20 protein-coding genes and 1 tRNA gene are annotated in these 21,644 nt (G+C 69.8%); 11 read left to right on the top strand and 10 right to left on the bottom strand.

What is annotated here, in order from left to right; all coding sequences use genetic code 11:
* Positions 1-234 precede the first annotated feature (234 nt).
* On the top strand, positions 235-1,989 hold the full coding sequence (locus ACIP9H_RS26715; RefSeq protein ID WP_401588371.1) for a hypothetical protein: 1,755 nt from the start codon (positions 235-237) through the stop codon (positions 1,987-1,989).
* 230 nt (positions 1,990-2,219) lie between these two features.
* Here ACIP9H_RS26715 and ACIP9H_RS26720 read toward each other — a convergent pair whose 3' ends face one another.
* Together ACIP9H_RS26720 and ACIP9H_RS26725 are read right to left on the bottom strand one after the other, a co-directional pair.
* Complete coding sequence (locus ACIP9H_RS26720; protein WP_401588369.1) at positions 2,220-2,681, bottom strand: DUF4260 domain-containing protein; 462 nt, start codon at positions 2,679-2,681, stop codon at positions 2,220-2,222.
* Positions 2,674-3,525 carry an alpha/beta fold hydrolase gene (locus ACIP9H_RS26725; protein WP_401588366.1) on the bottom strand — a complete coding sequence of 284 codons (852 nt, stop codon included), beginning with the start codon at positions 3,523-3,525 and terminating at the stop codon, positions 2,674-2,676. The genes ACIP9H_RS26720 and ACIP9H_RS26725 overlap by 8 nt, the downstream gene beginning before the upstream one ends.
* 141 nt (positions 3,526-3,666) lie before the next feature.
* On the opposite strand from ACIP9H_RS26725, the gene ACIP9H_RS26730 reads away from it, so the two are divergent.
* The 4 genes from ACIP9H_RS26730 (at position 3,667) to ACIP9H_RS26745 (ending at position 8,035) form a co-directional block, all read left to right on the top strand.
* Complete coding sequence (locus ACIP9H_RS26730) at positions 3,667-4,284, top strand: TetR/AcrR family transcriptional regulator (RefSeq protein WP_401961205.1); 618 nt, start codon at positions 3,667-3,669, stop codon at positions 4,282-4,284.
* Positions 4,285-4,793: 509 nt separating this feature from the next.
* Positions 4,794-5,207: an ArsR/SmtB family transcription factor gene (locus ACIP9H_RS26735; RefSeq protein ID WP_401588361.1), complete on the top strand. Its 414-nt coding sequence runs from the start codon at positions 4,794-4,796 to the stop codon at positions 5,205-5,207.
* The gene (locus ACIP9H_RS26740) at positions 5,200-7,278 is read left to right on the top strand and encodes a heavy metal translocating P-type ATPase (protein ID WP_401961208.1); all 2,079 of its coding nucleotides are present in this window, start codon (positions 5,200-5,202) and stop codon (positions 7,276-7,278) included. Before ACIP9H_RS26735 ends, ACIP9H_RS26740 begins: the two co-directional genes overlap by 8 nt.
* Before the next feature lie 151 nt (positions 7,279-7,429).
* Positions 7,430-8,035: a cadmium resistance transporter gene (locus tag ACIP9H_RS26745; RefSeq protein WP_401588356.1), complete on the top strand. Its 606-nt coding sequence runs from the start codon at positions 7,430-7,432 to the stop codon at positions 8,033-8,035.
* Positions 8,036-8,148: 113 nt separating this feature from the next.
* On the opposite strand, the gene ACIP9H_RS26750 is transcribed toward ACIP9H_RS26745, so the two are convergent.
* The 4 genes from ACIP9H_RS26750 to ACIP9H_RS26765 all read right to left on the bottom strand — a co-directional run bounded on the left by ACIP9H_RS26750 (position 8,149) and on the right by ACIP9H_RS26765 (position 13,081).
* Complete coding sequence (locus ACIP9H_RS26750) at positions 8,149-9,225, bottom strand: PP2C family protein-serine/threonine phosphatase (protein WP_401588353.1); 1,077 nt, start codon at positions 9,223-9,225, stop codon at positions 8,149-8,151.
* 944 nt (positions 9,226-10,169) lie between these two features.
* Positions 10,170-11,441: an MFS transporter gene (locus ACIP9H_RS26755; RefSeq protein ID WP_401588351.1), complete on the bottom strand. Its 1,272-nt coding sequence runs from the start codon at positions 11,439-11,441 to the stop codon at positions 10,170-10,172.
* The gene (locus ACIP9H_RS26760; protein WP_401588348.1) at positions 11,438-12,592 is read right to left on the bottom strand and encodes a PLP-dependent cysteine synthase family protein; all 1,155 of its coding nucleotides are present in this window, start codon (positions 12,590-12,592) and stop codon (positions 11,438-11,440) included. Before ACIP9H_RS26760 ends, ACIP9H_RS26755 begins: the two co-directional genes overlap by 4 nt.
* Positions 12,593-12,709: 117 nt before the next feature.
* Positions 12,710-13,081, bottom strand: a complete 372-nt coding sequence (locus ACIP9H_RS26765) for a hypothetical protein (RefSeq protein ID WP_401588345.1) — start codon at positions 13,079-13,081, stop codon at positions 12,710-12,712.
* A 573-nt stretch (positions 13,082-13,654) separates the two neighbouring features.
* Here ACIP9H_RS26765 and ACIP9H_RS26770 point away from each other — a divergent pair.
* On the top strand, positions 13,655-14,674 hold the full coding sequence (locus tag ACIP9H_RS26770; RefSeq protein WP_401961213.1) for a cation diffusion facilitator family transporter: 1,020 nt from the start codon (positions 13,655-13,657) through the stop codon (positions 14,672-14,674).
* Positions 14,675-14,724: 50 nt separating this feature from the next.
* Here ACIP9H_RS26770 and ACIP9H_RS26775 read toward each other — a convergent pair whose 3' ends face one another.
* Genes ACIP9H_RS26775 through ACIP9H_RS26785 form a run of 3 tightly spaced genes read right to left on the bottom strand, consistent with a single transcriptional unit; the run spans position 14,725 to position 16,231 of the window.
* Positions 14,725-15,135, bottom strand: a complete 411-nt coding sequence (locus ACIP9H_RS26775) for an arsenate reductase ArsC (protein WP_401588340.1) — start codon at positions 15,133-15,135, stop codon at positions 14,725-14,727.
* A gap of 20 nt (positions 15,136-15,155) precedes the next feature.
* Positions 15,156-15,869 carry an aquaporin gene (locus tag ACIP9H_RS26780; protein WP_401588337.1) on the bottom strand — a complete coding sequence of 238 codons (714 nt, stop codon included), beginning with the start codon at positions 15,867-15,869 and terminating at the stop codon, positions 15,156-15,158.
* Positions 15,866-16,231: an ArsR/SmtB family transcription factor gene (locus tag ACIP9H_RS26785; protein WP_401588335.1), complete on the bottom strand. Its 366-nt coding sequence runs from the start codon at positions 16,229-16,231 to the stop codon at positions 15,866-15,868. Before ACIP9H_RS26785 ends, ACIP9H_RS26780 begins: the two co-directional genes overlap by 4 nt.
* Positions 16,232-16,322: 91 nt before the next feature.
* Here ACIP9H_RS26785 and ACIP9H_RS26790 point away from each other — a divergent pair, with 91 nt between their 5' ends.
* Positions 16,323-16,799: an ArsI/CadI family heavy metal resistance metalloenzyme gene (locus ACIP9H_RS26790; protein ID WP_401588332.1), complete on the top strand. Its 477-nt coding sequence runs from the start codon at positions 16,323-16,325 to the stop codon at positions 16,797-16,799.
* A gap of 489 nt (positions 16,800-17,288) precedes the next feature.
* A complete protein-coding gene (locus tag ACIP9H_RS26795) occupies positions 17,289-17,972 on the top strand; it encodes a hypothetical protein (RefSeq protein WP_401961216.1) in 684 nt (227 codons plus the stop codon).
* A gap of 193 nt (positions 17,973-18,165) precedes the next feature.
* On the opposite strand, the gene ACIP9H_RS26800 is transcribed toward ACIP9H_RS26795, so the two are convergent.
* A tRNA-Leu gene (locus ACIP9H_RS26800) sits at positions 18,166-18,249 on the bottom strand.
* A 363-nt stretch (positions 18,250-18,612) separates the two neighbouring features.
* On the opposite strand from ACIP9H_RS26800, the gene ACIP9H_RS26805 reads away from it, so the two are divergent.
* The 3 genes from ACIP9H_RS26805 to ACIP9H_RS26815 are packed head-to-tail and all read left to right on the top strand — an operon-like array spanning position 18,613 to position 21,628.
* Positions 18,613-19,470 carry an FhaA domain-containing protein gene (locus ACIP9H_RS26805; protein ID WP_401588327.1) on the top strand — a complete coding sequence of 286 codons (858 nt, stop codon included), beginning with the start codon at positions 18,613-18,615 and terminating at the stop codon, positions 19,468-19,470.
* Positions 19,471-19,480: 10 nt separating this feature from the next.
* Positions 19,481-19,999: an FHA domain-containing protein gene (locus tag ACIP9H_RS26810; RefSeq protein ID WP_360904592.1), complete on the top strand. Its 519-nt coding sequence runs from the start codon at positions 19,481-19,483 to the stop codon at positions 19,997-19,999.
* A 57-nt stretch (positions 20,000-20,056) separates the two neighbouring features.
* Positions 20,057-21,628: a PP2C family protein-serine/threonine phosphatase gene (locus tag ACIP9H_RS26815; protein ID WP_401588858.1), complete on the top strand. Its 1,572-nt coding sequence runs from the start codon at positions 20,057-20,059 to the stop codon at positions 21,626-21,628.
* Positions 21,629-21,644 lie beyond the last annotated feature (16 nt).

Raw genomic sequence — 21,644 nt, forward strand, 5'->3', positions numbered from 1 at the left:
TGTGCACGCAGTAAACAGTTGATCAAGGAACGTCGAGTGCATCCGACGCGGTGTTAGCGTCCGGTCCTCGCGGTCCAGTACCGCGGCCGCGGGAACGGCAAAAAGGCGTGCGTGGGGAGACGCATACCGCTGCGGTATTCGTCGTGCCCTCCGCCGATTCCCTCGGCACCGTTCCCTGTTCGCGGGGACTCGACACTGTCGTACGGGCGGCGACGCCCGGAGGGGATGACATCCGTGAATCGAACCGCGCACCGGCGCGGCTGGCTCGCGCTCGTGATGGCCGGCGCGTTCGTGGCAGCGCTTCCGACGGCAGCGGCCGCCGACGAAACCCCGATCGATGCGGGACTGCCGATGCCCACGGTGCCGTCCGGCACTGTCTGCGGCAGCGACGACAACCCCGTCTGGAAGGGCACTCCCACCCTCCCCCAGGGCATGAGCGTCACCATCGGCATACCGCGGCCCACTATGAACGGGGTGTCCTACCAGGGAGTTGTCCACGCCTGGGACGCGGACGGATCACAGGCGGCCGACGGATCCGTCGCCGCGCTGCCGATCCTCTCCCAATCCGTGTACGTACCCCTGCCGTTGGCGGACGGGCACACGTACGGCTGGCACGCGTCGACGTACGACGGGACGGCGTACTCGAACCCGACCGAGCCCTGCTACTTCAGGGTGGACGCGGGCATGCCCCTCACCCCGGTGGTCACCAACCCCGACTTCCCGCCTGTGGGGAGCCCCGGAACGCCCACGAAGGCCGACGGGCAGCCCACGACGTTCTTCTTCAGCGCACCTGCCGACCCCTTGCCCACCGGATGCGCCGAGGCAGGCACTCCGGACTGCCGGGCGAGCGGCCTGGACCACTTCGAGTACGCCTTCGGCAGCGAGCCCGGCATCGGCGCCCACAGTGTCCCGGTCGACGCCGAAGGCAACGGCAGCCTGACGGTGGCACTGGGCTGGGGCGCCTACAGCCTCGGCGTCATCGCGGTCGACAAGGCCGGGAACCGTTCGCCGGCGGGTGGCTACGAGTTCTCGGTGCCGTGGCAGCTCCCGCCGGCGAGCCCCACCACCCTCGGCCTGACCGGCCCGGCGAAAAGCGGCCGAGGAACCCGACTGCTCATCACCGGACAGCTGTCGGCGAGCCCCTACCCGGCCGGCGAGATCGTTCACGTCACCAAGAGCGATCAGGCCCACCCCAGCGGCACGGCGCTGCCCGATGTACCGCTCTCCGCGGACGGCACCTTCGGCATCGCCGACGTCCCGCAGGTCGGAGGCATCAACACCTACACCGTGACCTACCCGGGTGACGCCACTCACCAGGCGTCGACCGCCTCCACCAGCGTCCAGGTCTCACGCGCCGCCACCGCGCTCACCGTCACGGCCAACGCCTCGTTGTACGCCTACGGGGCGACCGCGAAGATCACATCCCACCTGGGCACGACCTACAACGGCCGCATCGTTGCCCTCTACGCCCAGCCCTACGGCGGCAAGAGGACGCTCATCAAAACCGGCACGGTGGACAGCCACGGCAACCTGGCCGCCGGCTACAAGATCATCCGAAAGACCACCTTCACGGCGTCCTTTGCCGGTGACTACCGCTACGCCCCGGCCAAGGCGACCCGGACCGCGTCGGTCCACGCGAAGGTGTCCGATTCCCTGAGCGGCTCCTACGGGAACACCCACAGCGGCAGCATCACGTACCGCCTGTACCACCACACCGCCAAGGCACAGCTGAACGTCACGGTCACCCCCGGCAAGGCCGGCCAGTGCGTGCGATTCCAGACCCAGCGGTACTACGGAGGGGCCTGGCACACCCAGAGCACCACCACATGCCACACGCTCAGCACAAAGAGCGGCGCCTCCGCGACGCTGGGCCTGACCAAGGCGGTCAACAGCAGGTTCCGGATGCGGGCCGAATATGTCCACAGCAGCAAGGACACCGGAAACCTCGACACTTGGGGCGCCTGGCAGTACTTCACCGTCACACGCTGAGCAGGTCCGCGGCGTGCACCGACTCCCCACAGACGAGGCACTCGTTCTCGGTCTCCGCCCGGACAGACCCGGAGAGTCCACCGATGCGCGGATGGCCCGTCGTCGCCAGGCCGGTACGGGCGAGAGGTACACGGAAGCCGCTCCCAGAACTGCCCCCCTGCGGTTCCGCAGGGGGGCAGTTCTGGACTCCGTTGACGTCTGTCGCCCGCCGGTGCGCGGTCGGCCCTGGTCTACCGGTGCTTGTCGGGGCCGTGGATGCCGAGGTGGGTGACGATGAAACTGTGGTCGTACTTGACCCCGTACTTGAGGACGCGGTCGAAGCCGAGATGGAAGAGGCCGATGGCACCGGCCACGATCAGTGAGTTCTGTTCCCACGTGGTGCCCGCGACGATCAGGGCGAGAGGCAGCGGCGCGGTGTGCATGAGGTTGTAGACCCAGGCGCCGACTTTCGGGCCGGCGAGGTAGGCGAACCAGGACAGGTCCGGCACGAGGAACAGTGCGGGAACCAGCCACCATGCTTCGTCGGTCGTGGCGAAGAGCACCAGTGCGGCGATGGCCACGGCAAGACCTTCGACGCGCAGCCAGACCGCGGGCCGGCCGGTGACCACGCCATGGAAGTCCCGGTCATCGGCGTTCGGCCCGTGCGGGTTGTCCACGGTGGTTGCGGCCGGGACGTCAGTGAGCTCAGGCACGGGTGTTCTCCTGCAGGAACGAGGTGATCAGAGCCGCGGTCTGCTCGGGAAACTGGTCGTGCGGGTAGTGACCGGCGCCGTCGACCATCGCGAGCCGGCCGATCCCGGCGGGCAGCGCCGCGACGATGGCCTCGCCCTCGGCCCGCGGGTCGGTCCAGTCGGGGTCGAGGGAGCCTTCGACGATCAGCACCGGGCAGCGCACATCGGCGAGCTTCGCCCCGGCGTCGGCCGGTGAGGTCTTGAGCATCGACTGGAGTGCCTTCATCCGGCCGGGCTCTCGCAGTTCGGCCGCGATGCGGGCCTGCCGGTCGGTCCAGTCGGCGGGCTTGCGGTCCGGGTAGGCGTGGTCGAGGTAGCCGAGCCACTGCGTCACGCTGCCCAGCATCGCGCCGGCCATCCGGTAGGCGCCCCGGCGGTACGACCTGTTGCCGAGGTCGCCGAGCTTCATGGCTTGGGCGCGGGTGAACGGCGCGATCTCGACGACTGCGGTGATCAGGCCGGGCTCCTGAGCGGCAGCGATGGTGGCGGCGCCCCCGGCGATGGAGTGACCGATCAGCACCGCCGGGCCGCCGAGGTGACGGATCAGGGCGAGCAGGTCGCCGGCGATGTCGGTACGGGAGTACGACGGCCACGCCGCGGCCGACTCGCCGCAGCCGCGCAGGTCCACCGCGGCGACCCGGTATCCGGCCGCGACCAGCTGCGGCGCGACGAACCGGTAGGCGGCGCGGCTCTGCCCCATGCCGTGGGCGAGCACCACCAGCGGACCGTCACCGGCCACCTCGTACGCGATGCGACCGCCGTCGACGGTCAGGTAGTGGGTCTGCTGGTCGAGGGACATGATCATAGTCGTCTCCTGGCGCATTGAGATGAATCCGGATACAAGATTGCCTCCCGGTCCAACATTGCTTCCGGGTTCAAGTCTGTACTCGAGTACAGTTACGGACTGGAGTACACTTGTCAAGTGGGAAGAGAGTAGATATCGATCATGAAGAACGGAACTTCAGCAGCCCCCGAATCGCCTCCGCAGGACCGCCGCGCGCGTCAACGGGAGCGGCGCCGCGCCGAGTTGTACGACGTCGCCCTGGCGCTGTTCGTCGAGAAGACGTATGAGGGAACGACGATGGAGGACATCGCCGAGCGGGCGGACGTCGCCCGGACCACGGTCTTCAACCACTTCCCCCGCAAGGTCGCCTTCCTGCAGGAATGGGCCGTCCGCCGCCGCGAGAAGGCCATCGAAGCCGCCTACGCCGCAGGCCCGGACTCGTCCGCCCGGGAGATCCTGGTGCGGTACTTCACCGAGATGGGCCGGCTCAGCGACGCGTCCCGGCCGGAGAGCGTGGCCGTGATCCTCGGGTCGGTGCACTCGACGAACATCTGGCAGCGGTCGCCGCTCGCCGTCGAGTTCGCCGGCATCATCAGCGGGGCACAACAGAAAGGCGAGATCGACCCGGCCGTCAACGCGGACCGGGTCGGGCTGCTCCTGTCCTCGTCGTACTACGTCATCCTCACCGCATGGGCCGCCGAAGAGCCGGCACCCTTCGACCTCACCGCGGAGATGACCGGAACCGTCGACCTCATCCTCAACGGAGTCCTGCCCCGATGAGACAGAACCTCTAGCGGCTGAACGACTCGATCTCGGGGGTGATACCACCGACGGGGGGTATCACCGCTGAGCACAGGCAGACCGCGTCCGTCCGAGCGGCTCGGAACAAGGGCTCAGCGCCGTGGGCAGGCAAGAGTGGCGCGACTGACGGGAACGCTGTCGCACAGGTGGGAGAGGTGCGACCGCTGACGCTTGTGGCGTCGCACCTCTCGCACATGGTCGGGAGAGGGTGGGTACGGGCGGAATCCGATCTGACAGTGCGGCAATGGCCTGCTGCTTCGGACTTCGTCGACGTGGCCTGGTGCTGCAACGGTCCCTGCCGTGACGGGTGGGCGGCTTCGGGCGGTGTGTGACCGTGTCGTGCCGTGGCACGGGGGTCCTTCACGCCGAGTTGGGCCGGCCTGCAGCTTCGGGCCTGTCAGAACGGCCCACAGCGGTCTCACACCGCGAGACCGAGTACTCATTGATTCACCCTGTGCTTAATTCAGGATTGGCTGTACCGTCGAGTGGTGCAGACAAGCCAGTCGAGAACCCCAGCAGTCGCCGTGAACGCGGCTGCGCTTGCCCGTGTCGGTACAGCACTCGCCGATGAGAATCGTCGGCGGTTGCTGCTGGCCTTGCTCGAGGCCCCTGCCTACCCTTCGGATCTCGCCGAGTCGCTCGGCATGACCCGAGGGAACGTGTCGAACCATCTGTCCTGCTTGCGGGGCTGCGGACTGGTGAAGACCGTCGCGGTCGGCCGCCGGGTGCGCTACGAGCTGGCCGATCCCAAACTCGCCCACGCCCTTGCCGACCTGGCCGCGCTCGTCCTGCTGGTGGACACCGGGAAATCCGTCGAGCCGGCGTGCGCGCCCGAGGACTACGACAGCCTCGATGTCGAGAACACCGCGACCCTCGACCCTGAGGAAGGGAAGCATGGCTGACGCGTGCTGCGGTACCGACACTTCGACACGGACTCCCTCCGCCGCGGAGTCGGCGGCTGCCCCCGCCGCCGTCCGGCAGGTCCGCGAATTCCAAGCGGCCGCAGCGGCAGGCGTCCTCCTGCTGTCCGCGCTGTTCCTTCCCGGACCCTGGGACACGGCGCTCGAACTGGCGGCCCTTGTCGTCGGTGCGGCGACCTTCGTCCCCGGCACCTTGCGTGGGCTGGTACGCGGAGTGCTCGGCGTCGGCCTGCTGATGACCATCGCCGCCGTCGGCGCCGTGGTGTCGGGCGAATACGGGGAGGCGGCCACCTTGGCCTTCCTGTTCTCCGTGGCCGAGGGCCTCGAGGGATACGCCGTCGCCCGCACCCAGCACGGACTGCGCGCCCTGCTCGACCTCGTACCGGCCACTGCTGTGATGCGCAGGCACGGCGTCACGACGGAGGTTCCCCCGTCCGACCTGCGGGTCGGCGACACCCTGCTCGTCAAGCCCGGTGAGCGGATCGCCACCGACGGCGTCGTGTCCTCCGGGCGCAGTGCGCTGGACACCTCGGTGGTGACCGGTGAGTCCGTGCCGGTCGAGGTGGGCCCGGGCGCCGAGGTGTTCGCCGGTTGCGTGAACGGTGCGGGAGCCCTGGAGATCACCGTCACCGCGACCGCCGAGGACAACTCGCTCGCGCGCCTCGTGCACATCGTCCATGAGGCCCAGGACCGCAAGGGCTCCAGCCAGCGACTTGCCGAGGGGTTCGCCAGGCCGCTTGTGCCGGGCGTGCTGGTGCTCGCGGCGCTGGTCGCGGGGCTGGGCAGTCTCTTCGGTGACCCCGGGGTGTGGATCGGGCGGTCCCTGGTCGTCCTCGTCGCCGCCGCCCCGTGCGCGTTCGCCCTGTCGGTTCCCGTGGCCGTCGTCGCGGCCATAGGCGCGGCGTCCAAGGCAGGCATCCTGGTCAAGGGGGGTGCCGCCGTCGAGGCTTTGGGAAAGGTCAAGGTGGTCGCGCTCGACAAGACCGGCACTCTCACCCGCAACGAACCTGTCGTCATCGACGTCGTCACCACGCACGACACAGACCGGTCCCACGTCCTTGACGTGGCAGCCGCGCTGGAGGCCCGCAGCGAGCACCCGCTCGCCGCAGCCGTCCTCACCGCAGCCGGCGACCGGGCCCTGACCCCCGGGACAGACGTGGCGGCCGTGCCGGGAAACGGTCTGACAGGCATGGTGGACGGACGCAACGCCCGTCTGGGCAAGCCCGGTTTCGTCGACCCCGGCGCCCTGACCCCCGACGTCCAGCGGCTTCAGGACGAGGGAGCCACCGTCGTCCTCGTCGAACGCGACGGAAAGCTCCTGGGAGCGGTCGCCGTCCGCGACGAGATCCGCCCCGAGGCGGCGGAGGCCGTCAAGGCACTACGCGCGCAGGGCGTCAAGGTGGTCATGCTCACGGGCGACAATGCCCGCACCGCCGCCGCCATCGGCGCCGCGGCCGGCATCGACGACGTACGCGCAGAACTCCTCCCGCAGGACAAGGCCCGTATCGTCACCGAGCTCCAGGCCCTGGGGCCGGTCGCGATGGTCGGTGACGGCATCAACGACGCGCCCGCACTGGCCACGGCCGATGCCGGCATCGCCATGGGAGCGATGGGGAGCGACGTGGCCATCGAGGCCGCTGATACCGCCCTGATGGGCGAGGACCTGCGGCGCCTGCCGGACGCGTTCGCCCACGCGCGAGCGGCCCACCGCGTGTTCACCCAGAACCTGCTGCTGTCCGGCGGCATCCTGCTGGCCCTCGTCCCGCTGGCCGGCACCGGTGTACTGGGGCTCGCCGCCGTGGTCGCCGGCCACGAACTCGCCGAAGTCCTCGTCATCGGCAACGGCATCCGCGCCGGACGCAGGAAGAACCTGCCCGCGCACGCGCCCCTGCGCGCGGCCGTCGCACGACATGCCGCCGCCACCACCGTCCCCGTCGCACCCGCCGCCCTCCCTCTGCGGCTCCTCCCGCCCGGCCGCGACCTCATCCCTATAGGGGCGGCACCGGGAAATGCGGGGGGCTGCTGTTCCGACAGCTGCGGCTGCGAGGACTGACACCGTCCGCAGGAGACGCATCGCCTCGACGGCGTCGTGTTCGATGTCCACGAGGAGCGACAGCACTGGGTTTCGGCCCCGTGCGAGGGGTGGTGCGGGCGCCCGGTAGCGTCACCGGGTTCATCCGTACCGAAGGAGAGGGCATCCACTCGTGGACCTGGGCATCATCGGGCAGGCCGCCGGGCTGTTCGCCGTCACGAACATCGACGACATCCTGATCCTGGCGCTGTTCTTCGCCCAGGGAGCCGGGTACCCGGGCTCCACCCGACGCATCGTGCTCGGCCAGTACCTGGGCTTCGCCGCGATCCTCGCCGTGGCCGTGGCTGCCGCGTTCGGCGCCACCTTCCTGCCCGGGTCGGCCATCCCCTACCTCGGCCTGCTGCCCCTCGCACTCGGTCTCAAGGCCGCTTGGCAGTCGTGGAAGGACCACCGGGACGGCGGCACGGACGAAAGCGAAGCACAGGCCAAGGAAGGCGGCCCCGGCCCGCTGGAGGTCGCCGCGGTCACCTTCGCCAACGGCGGCGACAACATCGGCGTCTACGTCCCCGTCCTCGCGACCGCCGGCACCGGCGGGATGGCCGTCTACGCCGTGGTGTTCCTCGTCCTGGTGGCGGTGTGGTGCTTCGCTGGACGGTTCTTCGCCACTCGCCCCGTCATCGCCAAGGCCCTCGCCCGCTGGGGGCACATCCTGCTGCCTCTGGTCCTCATCGCCATCGGCCTGCTCATCCTCATCGAAGGCGGCGCCTTCGGCCTGTGAGGCGGCAGGGCTCGTTCGCGGTGAACAAGTGCTGTTCATCGTCGCGAACAAAGCCAACGGGAGCCTGGTCCGAAGGCTTGCGTCATTCGTACGGCCCTTGCGGCCGGCCCGCGTCAGGTGTGACGCACAAGCTCAGGCCGTGGGCGACGGACGGCGATGAGGGCGAGGTCGCCCCGGAGTTGCCGTCCCGCATAGCGGTCCACGTCGGTACTGATGTGCTGCAGGAGCGCGCCGGGGGAACCCCACGTCCATGTGGTGGCGCGGTCGAGGACGGGGAAGAAGTCTCCGGCGGCATTGCGGGCCTTGGGAAGGCCACCGGTGTACAGCAGGAGAGTGTCGCCGCAGTCGAAGTCGGTGACGTCGGGATGGAACGCGCAGGGAGTGTCACCCGCGAGTCCGAGCGGCGGGGCCGGGCGGGCCGTGCGCAACGGCGTCACCTGACCGCGGTGTCGCAGGAGTGGTGCCGGATGGCCGCAGCTGACCGTCCTGACGGTCCGCTCCCCATCGGCGAGTTCGATGAGCAGGGCCGTGATGAATCGCTCACTGCTGTGGGGAGCACCGCCGTCCGCCAGCTCGCCCATGTGCCAGCGGACGCTGCGTTCGAGCGCGGCCGCCAGCTCCGGAAGTGTGCGGTGCTGGTGGGTCGCTTCACGGAACGCATCGAGGACAGCCGAAGCGTCCTCGATGGCGGGAAGGCCTTTACCGCGAACATCGCCGATGAGAATGCGGGTGATGTCGTCCTTACGGGAGGCGGCGTACAGCCCGCCTCCGACCAGGGCGTGTGCCGTCGCGGTGCGGTAAGTCGACGCGACACGGAAGGGACCCATCTCCTGCGGGATCGGCCGGAGCAGTACCCGCTGGGCCGCCTCCGAGACCGCCCGTACCTGGGCCAGATCTCTCAGGTCGCGGTCGCGCAGAGCCCCGTACGCGAGAACGAAGGCCGAGACAGCCAGTGTTGCCGCGATGTGAAGGGGAAGCAGCGGCGAGTGGAGCAGGCCGTCGCGCCGGTCGACGACCACCACTCCCGCGACGGCGACGAGGGCGACGGCGGCTGTGAAGCGCGCTCGCGCTCGCGCATGGGTTCCCGCGCATATGGGGGCCGCCACCAGCAGCGGTGACAGGTGCACCGCCAAGGAGGCGGGCAACGCGACCGAAGTGATCGCCACAATCAGCAGGAGGGGCGGCAGCACCTGACCGCGTTTCCTCCAGGGTCCGGCGCTCGCGCCGCTGCTCCGGCGACCCACACGGCGGTCCAGGCAGGAGGCTTGGAGCAAGCGGGCTCCACGACCTGCCGGATGTTCTGCGACAGGGGTAAGCGAGTAGAAGTACATGGCGAACCGCGATTGTTCGGATGTTCGTGGAAGGGCTGCACCGAGCCGGCGCGCAGAGTTTCGTGGCATCACCGCCGGACAGGACGGGTGGAAACTCGACGCGTCCGCCGAATACACCGCGATGCCGGTGAACGGTCTCCTGGCCGAAGGTCAGGCCGCCGACCGTCCGGACGGGGAGGCGGCCCTGGCGGGGAGCCCGGGGCCACGTCGCGGCTCACTACGTCCCGTGAACCCGGTGAGGGTCGCATGTCCTGTGCCCCGGGGGGACAGCGAGACCATATGAAAACCGACACCGACTCGGTGGTGTCCTCGGCATACGCACGGCTCTGTTGGGATCACGACTCCGCCGTCCTTTTACTCTTCCGTATCACGGAAGCCAGTCTTCGCTGAGCAAATCAACTGTGCGACGCGCCTTTCGGCACGTCAAGCGAATTCCTCCGCCCAGCCGCCGAGCCCGGCACGGCAGGCATGATGTGTCATTCAACGCCGTTCTCTGGTCGGGAAGTTGGGCGAGAGTAAAACAATGGCAAGTTCGCAAAAATCGATCACATGCCCACGCTTTCACTCACGGAAAGACCCGCGCGGCAAAATAGGGATCGAGACCATCTCATTACCGGGATTTGATGTCCCGAAAATAGTTCGGCACCTTCACAAAACCGGGAGGGACTTCCGCCTCGGCGACAAGGTGATGCCCGAAGGAGTTCGCGGCCTCCCCTCTCCAGCGGCCCGGCGGTCCCGGACACGAGAGGGCGGTAGGAGATCGGTGCCGGCCCGCCCGGGAGCGGGCCGGCACCGTCAACGGATCAGGCGGGTACTGGTTCGGTTGTGGCGATGCGCAGCCCGCCGGTGCGGGACAGCAGGTGTACGCAGGCCGCGCACACGAGGCCGGTGGCGGTCAGGGCCAGCCAGGGCAGCCACGCGGCGTGGTGGCGGGCGGCCACGTCCCACAGGGCTCCCGTGGCGAGATTGCCCAGGGTGATGCCGAGGCCGGAGAGGGTGTTGTACCAGCCGTAGTGGGTGGCGACCAGGCGCTCACCGGACAGGGTGACGATGGTGTCCATCTCGAAGGGGTAGACCACGGCGGTGCCCACCGCCAGCAGCACCACGGCCGCCACGAGAAGGGCCACCGACACGACCGTGCCGATCGGTCCCGCCGATGCGGCCGGGGTAGCGGCCAGCGGTGCGAAGGCCAGGCCCATGACCGTGATTCCGCCGACGATCGCCTGGGGGCCCGTCCACCGCCGGCGGATCCAGGCGGTGATGCGGAGCTGGCCGAGTACGGCGACGACCGCGGAGACGATGAACAGGCCGCTGGTGACCGCCTGGCCGCCGTCTCCGAGGAGTTGGTGGGCCTGGAGGGGCAGCGCGAGGTAGACCTGGAAGGACAGCACATACGAGCCGATCATGGCCAGGGAGAACAGCATGAACGGCCGGTTGCCCAGTACCTGCCGCCAGGAGCCCGTCATCCCCACCGCCGGGCCCGACTTTCCGGTTGTGCCGGCGTGCCGGTCGGGCAGGGCCTTCCACTGCAGGACGGTCAGTGCCGCGAAGACGGCGGCGGCGACCGTGCACACCGCGCGGAAGTCCCAGGCCAGCAGGAGAAGGCCCACGATCGGCCCGATGAGGACACCGGCCTGGTAGAAGACGTTGAACAGGGCGAAGCCCTCCACACGCCGGTCGCCGGTCTCGACCGCGAGGTACGCACGGACGGCCGGGTTGAACAACGCCCCGGCGAAGCCGGTCGCCGCCGAGGCGGCGATGAGCGCGGGCAGGGAGTCGACCAGTCCGAGCACCCCGAATCCCACGGTCCGCAGGGCGCAGCCGATCACAATCGGGGTCTTGTAGCCGAAGCGGTCGGCGATGGTGCCGCCCAGGACGAACATGCCCTGCTGGGAGAAGTTCCGCACGCCCAGCACGAGGCCGACGGCCCACGCGGCCAGGCCGAGGCCGCCGGCCAGATGGTCGGCGAGGTAGGGCATCAGCATGTAGAAGCCGAGGTTGATGGCGAACTGGTTGGCCATCAGCAATTGCGCGGCGCGGTCGAAGGAGCGGACCTGCCCCCACAGCCCCGTCACTGCGCGTCCCGGACGACGGCGAGCGGGCTGTCGTCGCCACCCGCGGAGTCGGCGAGCGGATCGCGGACGGTGGTGCACCGGGTCCAGCGGTCGACCGCCGCCTCGCCGGGGTGCGTGATCTCCTGCGGGTGGTCGGCGGGTTCGTGGTGGAGCAGACCGTAACTCCGGCAGTAGGCGTCGTCGAAGACGGTGCCAATGTAGCGTTGCGGTCCGTCCGGGAAGATCGTCACGATGCGTGTCTCGGCGGGCAGCGTACGGGCCAGCCACCGGGAGACCAGGGCGACCGCGCCGACGCTCCATCCGCCGGTGGCGTAGTGGTCGCGGGCCAGGCGGCGGCAGGCCCACACCGCTTCGGCGGCCGCGACCCAGTGGACCTCGTCGAAGGCGGGATAGTCCACGTTGCGGGGATGGATGCTGCTGCCCAGTCCGCGCATCAGGCGGGTGGCGGGCGGCTGGCCGAAGATGGTGGAGCCGGTGGTGTCCACGCCGACCAGCCGCAGGTCGGGGAAGAACGTCCGCAGGGACCCGGCGACGCCGGCCGAGTGGCTCCCGGTGCCGACACTGGCGACCAGGACGTCGATGCGGCCGAGCTGCGCGACCAGTTCGTGCGCGAGGACGGCGTAGGCGGCCACGTTGTCGGGGTTGCTGTACTGGTCCGGACACCAGGCCGTGGGATCGGCCGCCAGGATCTCCCTCACCCGTTCACGGCGGGCCTGCTGCCAGCCACCGGTCGGATGGGTCTGCCGGACGATGTCGACGGTGGCACCGTAGGCGGTGAGCAGACCGACCATAGGCGGCTCCATGCCGGGGTCGGTGACCAGCGTGACCTGGTGGCCGTGGACGGCCGCGGCCAGGGTGAGCCCGAGCCCGAGGGTGCCGCTGGTGGACTCGACGATCCGGGCACCGGGGAGGAGTTCGCCCCGGGCCCGGGCGGCCTCGACCATGAACAGGGCCGGACGGTCCTTGATGCCCCCGGGGTTGAATCCCTCCAGCTTGGCCCAGAAGCCGCGGCTGCCGGGAACGAAGGGCGAGCCCACCCACAGGACGGGGGTGTTGCCCACCAGCCCCGCCGGTGTGCGCCGCGGCGGCGCGGTGGCGGCCAGCAGTTCGGCCGGGGAGAAGGGCGTGATCGGGGAAGGCACTGTGCTCATGCGTGGGTCTCCTGCGGCCGGCGCATGCCGCGCCGCCGCTGTGTCGTAAGGAATCTGACGCGCGGGCAGGAACGGCGGCCCGGCGCGCGAGGCGCACCGAGCGGCCGTCGGGCACGGTCAGGTCCGTGACACGCACAGCAATGTCAGGGTGTCCTGCTTCGGGACGGAGGGTGGTGCACAGCGGCCCGCGGCGCCCCCGGACCACGGTGCGGACGCGGGCATGCCAAAACCCGTCACGTCGAGCACGGATGTCTGAGAAGCCTGCGCCAGGCGCGGGCGGGGATCGGCAGTGCGGTCCACCGCCACGCCGCACAGCGCGTGGTGGCCGTCGCCCGGGCCGTCCGCGCTGGTCAGGCCAGGTTCCTCCGAGGCCTGACCTGAGGGCTGACAAAGCGCCTCGCCGGCGGCCACAGCGATGATGGTGTCGCCACCGGTGTGGTTCGGGCCGTGCGCGCACGCGAGCTGGTGAAGGACCGTCAGGAGCAGCATCGCCAGCAGGACGAGAACCCTGCCGGGGGAGTTCCGCTGGACTGCCGCGCGACACCGCATGTCACCCATAGTAGTCGAACAAGGACTCTCCGCGATGACGGAACCGGTGGCTCCGGAGGTCCGGGGCACTTGCGGCCCCCGGAGCCACGGCAGTTCACGTGGCAGGCGCCGGCCGTACCGTTGCGGCGCCGGGGGCGTGGTGCCGCCCGGCCCAGCTCCGCAAGGCCACGCCGCCCGCATGGTCCTGGTGGCGGCGCAACAGGGCGGCAAGGACCTTCCGGCGCCAGGGCAGCAGCGGCATGGAGCCTCCAGCCGCCGGGGTGCGCGCCTCTGTGCACGGGCGAGGGTCCCGTCGGATTCAGCAACGTAGCCAAAAATCACTTTGCGCCCTCGAGCAACGCGGCGCCGCACCGCGATCGGCATGCGTCCCAGCACCTCCGACCGTCCGGCATCACCGCAGGTCAGCGGCGTCTTATCGGTGTTGACAACGGTCACCGATGCAGCCTTTGCCGAGCTGGGCACAGGTGTGTTTCGCTGCGCAGCCGGACTCGGATCTCAGGAGGGCGTCCGGCCATGGCCACGCATGACCACGAGCACGACGATCACCACGGAGCGGACGGCCACGCAGGCCACTCCCACGGCGTCGCCGCGGACGCCGACCGCCGCTGGCTCGCCATCGCCCTGATCCTCATCGCCGGATTCATGGCGGTCGAGGTCGTCACAGGCGTCCTGGCCGGCTCCCTGGCCCTGCTGTCCGACGCCGCGCACATGCTCACCGACGCCGCCTCCATAGTGCTGGCCCTCGTGGCCATGCGCCTGGCGGCCCGCCCCGCCCGCGGCGGCTTCACCTACGGGCTCAAGCGTGCCGAGATCCTGTCCGCCCAGGCCAACGGCATCACCTTGCTGCTGCTCGCCGCCTGGCTGGCGTACGAGGCCGTGCGCCGTCTGATCTCCGCTCCCGAGGTGCACGGCGGCCTGGTCCTGATCACCGCACTGGCCGGGATCGTCGTGAACATCGCGGCCGCGTGGTGCCTGTCCAAGGCCAACCGGTCCTCCCTCAACGTCGAAGGCGCCTTCCAGCACATCCTCAACGACCTCTACGCCTTCATCGGCACAGCCGTGGCCGGACTGATCGTGCTGCTCACCGGCTATGCCCGCATCGACGCCATCGCCACGCTGGTGATCGTCGTCCTCATGCTGAAGGCCGGCTACGGCCTGGTCCGCGCATCCGGGCGGATCTTCCTCGAAGCGGCACCCGCCGGCATGAACCCGAACGAGATCGGCGACAAGCTCGTGGCCCAGCCCGCCGTCACCGAAGTGCACGACCTGCACATCTGGACCATCACTTCGGGTCAGCCGGCCCTGTCGGCTCACGTCCTGGTCGAACCGAGTGGTGACTGCCACGCCGTCCGCCGCGGCCTGGAGTCCCTGCTGGCCGCGGACTACGGCCTGACGCACACCACACTGCAGGTCGACCATGCGGCGGCGGACGTCCTGACGCTGACCGGTCCCGGAGACACCAGTCCCGGCGACACCGGCCACTGCGACGATGCCCACGGCCCGGTCCACCGTGAAGGACCTCATACGCATTGATCTCTGATGCGGCGTCACGACCGGGGCCTTCACGCCGCGGATGGTCAGGGTCAGGCCTGAACGCCGAGTTCGGTGATCAGGCCGCGGATGCGGGCTTCGATCTCGTCGCGGATCGGGCGGACCGCGTGGACGCCCTGCCCGGCCGGGTCGTCCAGCTGCCAGTCCAGATAGCGCTTGCCCGGGAAGAACGGGCAGGCGTCTCCGCAGCCCATCGTGATCACGACGTCGGAGTCCTGCACGGCCTGCGTGGTCAGCACCTTCGGGGTCTCGGCGGAGATGTCGACGCCCGCTTCCCTCATCGCCTCGACCACGGCCGGGTTGACCGAGTCGGCGGGGGCGGAGCCGGCCGAGCGGACCTCGACCTGGTCCCCGGCCAGATGGGTCAGGAACGCCGCGGCCATCTGGGACCGGCCCGCGTTGTGGACGCAGACGAACAGCACGGACGGACGATCAGCACTCATGGCTTGGCTTTCTTTGCAGGTCACAGGGTGGGAGCAAGCTCGGGTTCAACTTCGGGCGCCGCGGCCCGGCCGAAGACGACCGCGACCAGCACCAGGCCGATCACGGTCCCGCCGAGCTGGGCAGCGACAAACCCGGGAACCGAGCCGGGGGCGATCCCGGCAAAGGTGTCGGTGAACGCGCGGCCGATGGTCACGGCGGGGTTGGCGAAACTGGTGGAGGAGGTGAACCAGTACGCCGCGCCGATCCACGAGGCGACAGCGACCGGCGCGAGATGGTCCCGGCCGCTGCGGGCGAGGCCGAAGATCAGCGCGATCAGGCCCGCGGTCGCGACGACCTCGCCCAGCCACAGCTGCGGCGCCGAGCGGTCATGCGAAGCCAAGCCGACCAGCGGCCGGGCGAACATGCCATCGGCGACGATCGCCCCGCCGATCGCCCCGCAGGTCTGCGCGAACGCATAGATCCCGACCTCGCCAAGGCTCATGCCGCCGTCGCGACGGCCGTTCCACCAAGCGGCCAAGCTGACCACCGGATTGAAGTGGGCCCCCGAGACCGGGCCGAGCAAGGCGATCAGCACCCCGAGGCCGAACACGGTCGCCAGCGAGTTCGCCAGCAACTGCACCCCCACGTCCCGGGACAGTTCGGTCGCCTGGATCCCCGAACCGACGACGACGGCCACCAGGGCAGCCGTCCCGGCCGCCTCGGCAGCCGCCCGGCGTCCGAGCGAGGGGCTCACCCACCGGCCCCAACAGGGGCCTGCAGCAAGCTCGACAGCTTCGCCAGCGCGGTCGGCCGAACCCAGTAATAGACCCACGTCCCGCGACGCTCGGAGCCGACCAAGCCGGCCCCCCGCAGCACCTTCAGATGATGCGAGATCGTCGGCTGGGACACGTCGAACGGGCCGGTCAGGTCACACACGCAGGCCTCGCCGCCCTCATGCGAGGCGATCAGCGACAGCAGCCGCAGCCGGACCGGGTCCGACAAGGCCTTGAACATCCTGGCCAGGTCCACGGCGGCGGCTTCGTCCAGCGGCTCCCGGACCATCGGCGAACAGCACACCGCCTCGGGCTGGATCACCGACAACTCTGACTTCGACATGCATCGATATTGACAGCAGTCGAATCAAACGACAAGGTCGCTTGTATCGACAGACATCGATTCAACCGGATTCGATTCGGGAGGCACCGCCATGTCCCGCGTCCAGCTCGCCCTCAACGTCGCCGACCTGGAGGGATCGATCGCGTTCTACTCCAAGCTCTTCGGCACCGAGCCCGCCAAGCGCCGGCCCGGCTATGCGAACTTCGCGATCACCGAACCCCCGCTCAAGCTCGTCCTCATCGAGGGCGAGCCCGGCCAGGACACCCGTCTCGACCACCTCGGCGTGGAGGTCGCCTCCACCGAGCAGGTCACCGCCGCCACCGACCGACTCCAAGGCACCGGGCTGGCCACCTTCGAGGAGAACGACACCTCCTGCTGCTACGCCCTCCAGGACAAGGTCTGGGTCACCGGCCCCGGCAAGGAGCCCTGGGAGGTCTATGTCGTCAAGGCCGACACCGACACCCTTGGCGAGCCCCCCGTCGCCGGCGGCGACGCCTGCTGCACCGACCGGAGCACCGACAGGACTGAACCCGCCAACGCTGGAACCACATGCAATTGCGACAGCTGAGTTCGTTGCCCCCGGTCCCCGCGCGGCTGCCACGACTGCGCAGGGACCGGGAAACCCATGGGGATGTGGACGTCTGACACACCCCCAGCCGTTGCCAGAGGGATCAACCGGCATCAGGGCTCCTTCGCCCCTCTCGCGCGTGCGGGGCCGCCGGACAGGCGTTGTAGGCGGCGAGCGGGTCGTTGGCGTCGCCGCGGTCGATCGCACGGTCCTACTGATCGTCGGCCAGTAAGGGGCCCCACGGGCGGCCCGGTGCCTGCCACCGGCTCGTCCCCAGGCTGTCCGTGGAACTCAGGATCAGCCGGGCGAAGAAGGGCAGCCGTCGGGGCCCCGGGTCCACTCCGATGATCGCCCGGAAGAACAGCAGACCGGCGGCGATGCAATGCATCTGCAGCGCCGGATGACTCGGACGCCTCGCCCGTCGCCGACGACGCCGAGCCCTCCAGGAGGACGCGAAGGCCCCCAGCCGACCCGGGGAAGAAGCCCTCCGTGAGGAAGCGGTGTCTCTTCGGCTCCGACGCCCATCTCGCCGTCACCAGGGACACCCGGCACGACAAGCCGCTCCTGGACGACGGCACGCCCGACCCCGAGGTCCCTCCGGCACTCGTTCTCGGCCTCTGCCTGGACAAGCCCGGAGAGCGGCCCGGATACAACGGATTGAAAACGATCTCCCGGCTCCAGGAGCGCGGCTACGCACCCGGCTACCTTGCCTACGACAACTCCGGGGCCACAGGATGGCAGTTGCCTGTCAGGGCCCTGGGCTACCGGCCCGTCTACGACTACCGCGTCGACCAGCTCGGCAACCAGGGCGGAACCCAAGGAGCGATCCCCGTCGAGGGCACCTGGTACTGCCCCGCCGAGGCCGGCAAGGTCCAGTGCCCCCTCAAAGATCTACTTCCGCCTCCGCAACAGCGTCGAGGGTTCAACGGCTTCGCCAAGAGCCCCCTCGCCGAAGCCATCGAGTCCTCACGGTCCCGGCCCATCCGCGGACTCGCCGCCTGGACCGTCCTTCTTGTGTTCCAGCTCGCCCACGCCAACAGACGCAAGATCACAAGATGGCTGGACAGCCTGGCCCTCGGCGGTGAACGACCCGTCAGGCGCACGAACCGCAGACGCAGGACCAGGCCCCTGGGTACCTGGACCCCGATCGGCCACCTGACGCCCGCCACCTGAGTGACAGGCATCACACCCAGGACATCGCCCAGACAAGGAAGTCCCCTCGCCGCCCTGTGACGGCCGGCGAGGAGGCTTCGGCGTGTGAGGGACGTTACGTTCGGCCAACCCGGCCTGCGGATGCCTGGATCAACGCGAGAAGCGGGCCCCCTCGGTGACTTTCGCCACCGGGGAGACCCGCTTCATCTGTCTGTGCGCGAGGGGGGAGTTGAACCCCCACGCCCTTTCGGGCACTGGAACCTGAATCCAGCGCGTCTGCCTATTCCGCCACCCGCGCATGGGTGCTGCCGTTAGATTCTGTCACACTCTGCGGGGCTTCCCGTTCGGTGCGTCAGCGCCTTCCGACACCCAGAACACTAGCACGCTGTTCAGGGTGGATTCACATCCGTTTCCGGGCACCCCCACGGGGCGGGAACCGTCCTCTGTTGCGGGACACTGGCTTGAGGCGCCTCTACCATCCCTGTGGGGAAGCGGCGGCGGCGCCTGTGAGCGTTGACACCGGTCCCGAGGGACCGATCGGGGAACCACCGGTTTTCCCGGTGCGTGGATACGATCAGTAAGCAGTACCGGAAGGATCGAAGGGGAAGGATCGCGGCGTGAGCCCGCGACAACCGCAGGGCCTTGAGGAAGGAGGTGCACCGTGGGAGTACTCAAGAAGTTCGAGCAGCGTCTCGAGGGCTTCGTGAACGGCACCTTCGCCAAGGTGTTCAAGTCCGAGGTCCAGCCCGTGGAGATCGCGGGCGCGCTGCAGCGCGAGTGCGACAACAACGCCACCATCTGGAACCGGGACCGCACGGTGGTCCCCAATGACTTCATCGTCGAGCTCAGTACCTCGGACTACGAGCGGCTGAGCCCGTACGCGGTCCAGCTCGGCGACGAGCTGGCCGGCATGGTGCGCGACTACGCCAAGCAGCAGCGCTACACGTTCATGGGCCTGATCAAGGTCCATCTGGAGAAGGCCGACGACCTCGACACCGGTCTGTACCGGGTACGGAGTCGCACGCTGGCCTCCAGCGAGTCGCAGCAGCAGCTCCAGCAGTCGCCGCCGCAGGACCGGAACGCGCCCCAGGGCCGCGGCGGCTACGGCTACCCGCCGCAGGCCCCCCAGCGCCCCTCCGGGGCGCCCCCGATGCCCGCCGCACCGCCGCCCGCCGCGGCCGCCCCCGTGACCCGGCTCCCGGGCACCGGTACGGGCCCCGGCGCGGGTGCCGGCATGAACGTACGCCGCTGGATCGAGATCAACGGCAGCCGCCACCAGATCTCCCGGCCCACCCTCGTCCTCGGGCGCAGCACCGAGGCCGACGTGCGGGTCGACGATCCCGGTGTGTCCCGCCGGCACTGCGAGATCAGGGTCGGCACGCCCTCGACGGTCGTGGACCTCGGGTCCACGAACGGCATCGTGGTGGACGGGCAGCACACCCAGCGCGCTACGCTCCGCGACGGTTCACGGATCGTCGTGGGCAGTACCACCATCGTGTACCGGCAAGCCGAAGGGTGAAGCGGGGGCAATGTCAGAGCTGACCCTGACGGTCATGCGGTTGGGTTTCCTCGCCGTACTGTGGCTGTTCGTCATCGTGGCCGTACAGGTCATCCGGAGCGACCTGTTCGGGACCCGGGTGACCCAGCGCGCGGCCGGCCGCCGCGGCGACCAGACGCGGCCGCCGCAGCAGCGGCAGCAGACACAGGCGGCGGCCCAGCGGCAGCAGCCGCAGAACAACCGGGCCCGTCGCGGGGCCCCGACCAAGCTCGTGGTCGCCGAGGGCTCGCTGGCGGGGACCACCGTCGCGCTCCAGGGCCAGACCATCACGCTCGGCCGGGCCCACGACTCCACAATCGTGCTCGACGACGACTACGCGTCCAGCCGGCATGCCAGGATCTACCCGGACCGGGACGGCAACTGGATCGTCGAGGACCTGGGATCCACCAACGGGACCTTCATGGAACGGAACCGGCTGACCACGCCGACGCCGATCCCGCTCGGTGCCCCGATCCGCATCGGCAAGACCGTCATCGAGCTGCGGAAGTAGTCGCACCATGGGCGAGCACAGCCAGCGAGCGCGAGCGAGAGGGTGGGCAGCGTGCGGATGTACCCGGAGCCGACGGGCGAGGTGCGCATGACTCTGTCGCTGCGCTTCGCCGCCGGTTCGCACAAGGGAATGATCCGGGAGGGCAACGAGGACTCCGGCTACGCCGGCCCGCGGCTGCTCGCCATTGCCGACGGCATGGGCGGCCAGGCCGCCGGTGAGGTCGCCTCGTCGGAGGTGATCTCCACCCTCGTCACGCTCGACGACGACGTCCCCGGCTCGGACCTCCTGACCTCGCTCGCCACCGCCGTGCAGCGGGCCAACGACCAGCTGCGCGTCATGGTCGAGGAGGACCCCCAGCTGGAGGGCATGGGCACCACGCTCACCGCCCTGCTCTGGACCGGTCAGCGGCTCGGCCTCGTGCACGTCGGCGACTCGCGCGCGTATCTGCTGCGCGACGGCGTGCTCACCCAGATCACCCAGGACCACACCTGGGTGCAGCGGCTGGTCGACGAGGGCCGGATCACCGAGGAGGAGGCCGGCACGCACCCGCAGCGCTCGCTGCTGATGCGCGCGCTCGACGGCCGCGGCCAGGTCGAACCCGACCTGTCCGTCCGCGAGGTCCGCGCCGGCGACCGGTACCTGATCTGCTCGGACGGCCTGTCCGGCGTGGTCAGCCACCAGACGCTGGAGGACACCCTCGCCGGGTACCAGGCGCCCGCCGAGACCGTGCAGGAGCTGATCCAGCTCGCCCTGCGCGGCGGCGGCCCCGACAACATCACCTGCATCGTCGCCGACGTCCTGGACATCGACGACGGGGACACCCTGGCCGTGCAGCTGCACGACACGCCCGTCGTCGTGGGCGCCGTCGCCGACAGCCGTCACCACCTCCCGATGTCCGACCCGCGGCACCTGCAGACCCCGGCCGGCCGCGCTTCCGAGCTCGGCCGCCCGCCGGCCCCGGAGGGCTCCTTCGGGCCCCCCGGCAGCGCCGACCCGGCGGCCGGCTCGCCCATGGGCAGCTTCGGCGCCTTCGAGGACGAGGAACTCGACAAGCCGGTGAAGTCGCGCCGGTGGCTCAAGCGGTCCCTCGTGCTGCTGGTCGCCCTCGGTGTCGTCGGCGGTGGTCTGTACGGCGCGTACCGTTGGACGCAGACGCAGTACTACGTCGGGGTCAAGGGCGATCACGCGGCGATCTACCAGGGCATCGAGCAGAAGCTGGCCTGGGTCAACCTGTCGAAGGTCCATGAGGACCGCCCTGGCATCGAACTCAAGTACCTACCGCAGAACCAGCGGAAGTACGTGACGGCCACCATCGCCGCCGGCAACCTCGCCGACGCCCGCAAGACCGCGGACGAGCTGGAGCACCAGGCCAAGGTCTGCCAGACCAAGGAATCCCTGGACAAGGCCCGGGCGGACGCCGCCGACAAGGCCAAGAAGGACCAGCAGAAGGGCGCGGGCACCGCATCCGGCAAGGCCACGGGCAAGCCCTCGGGCTCCCCGACCGCCGGCGGCACCGCGAGCACGCCCCCCAGCAGCCCGTCCGCGGGCGCGACCACCAGTCCGTCGACCAGCCCCACCCTCACCGCCGAGGACCAGGCGCTGGCCGAGCAGTGCCCCACGGGCAGCTAGCAGTCTGCAGGAGGGC

It is taken from the genome of Streptomyces sp. NPDC088732 (genome assembly GCF_044751205.1).
Lineage (GTDB): Bacteria > Actinomycetota > Actinomycetes > Streptomycetales > Streptomycetaceae > Actinacidiphila.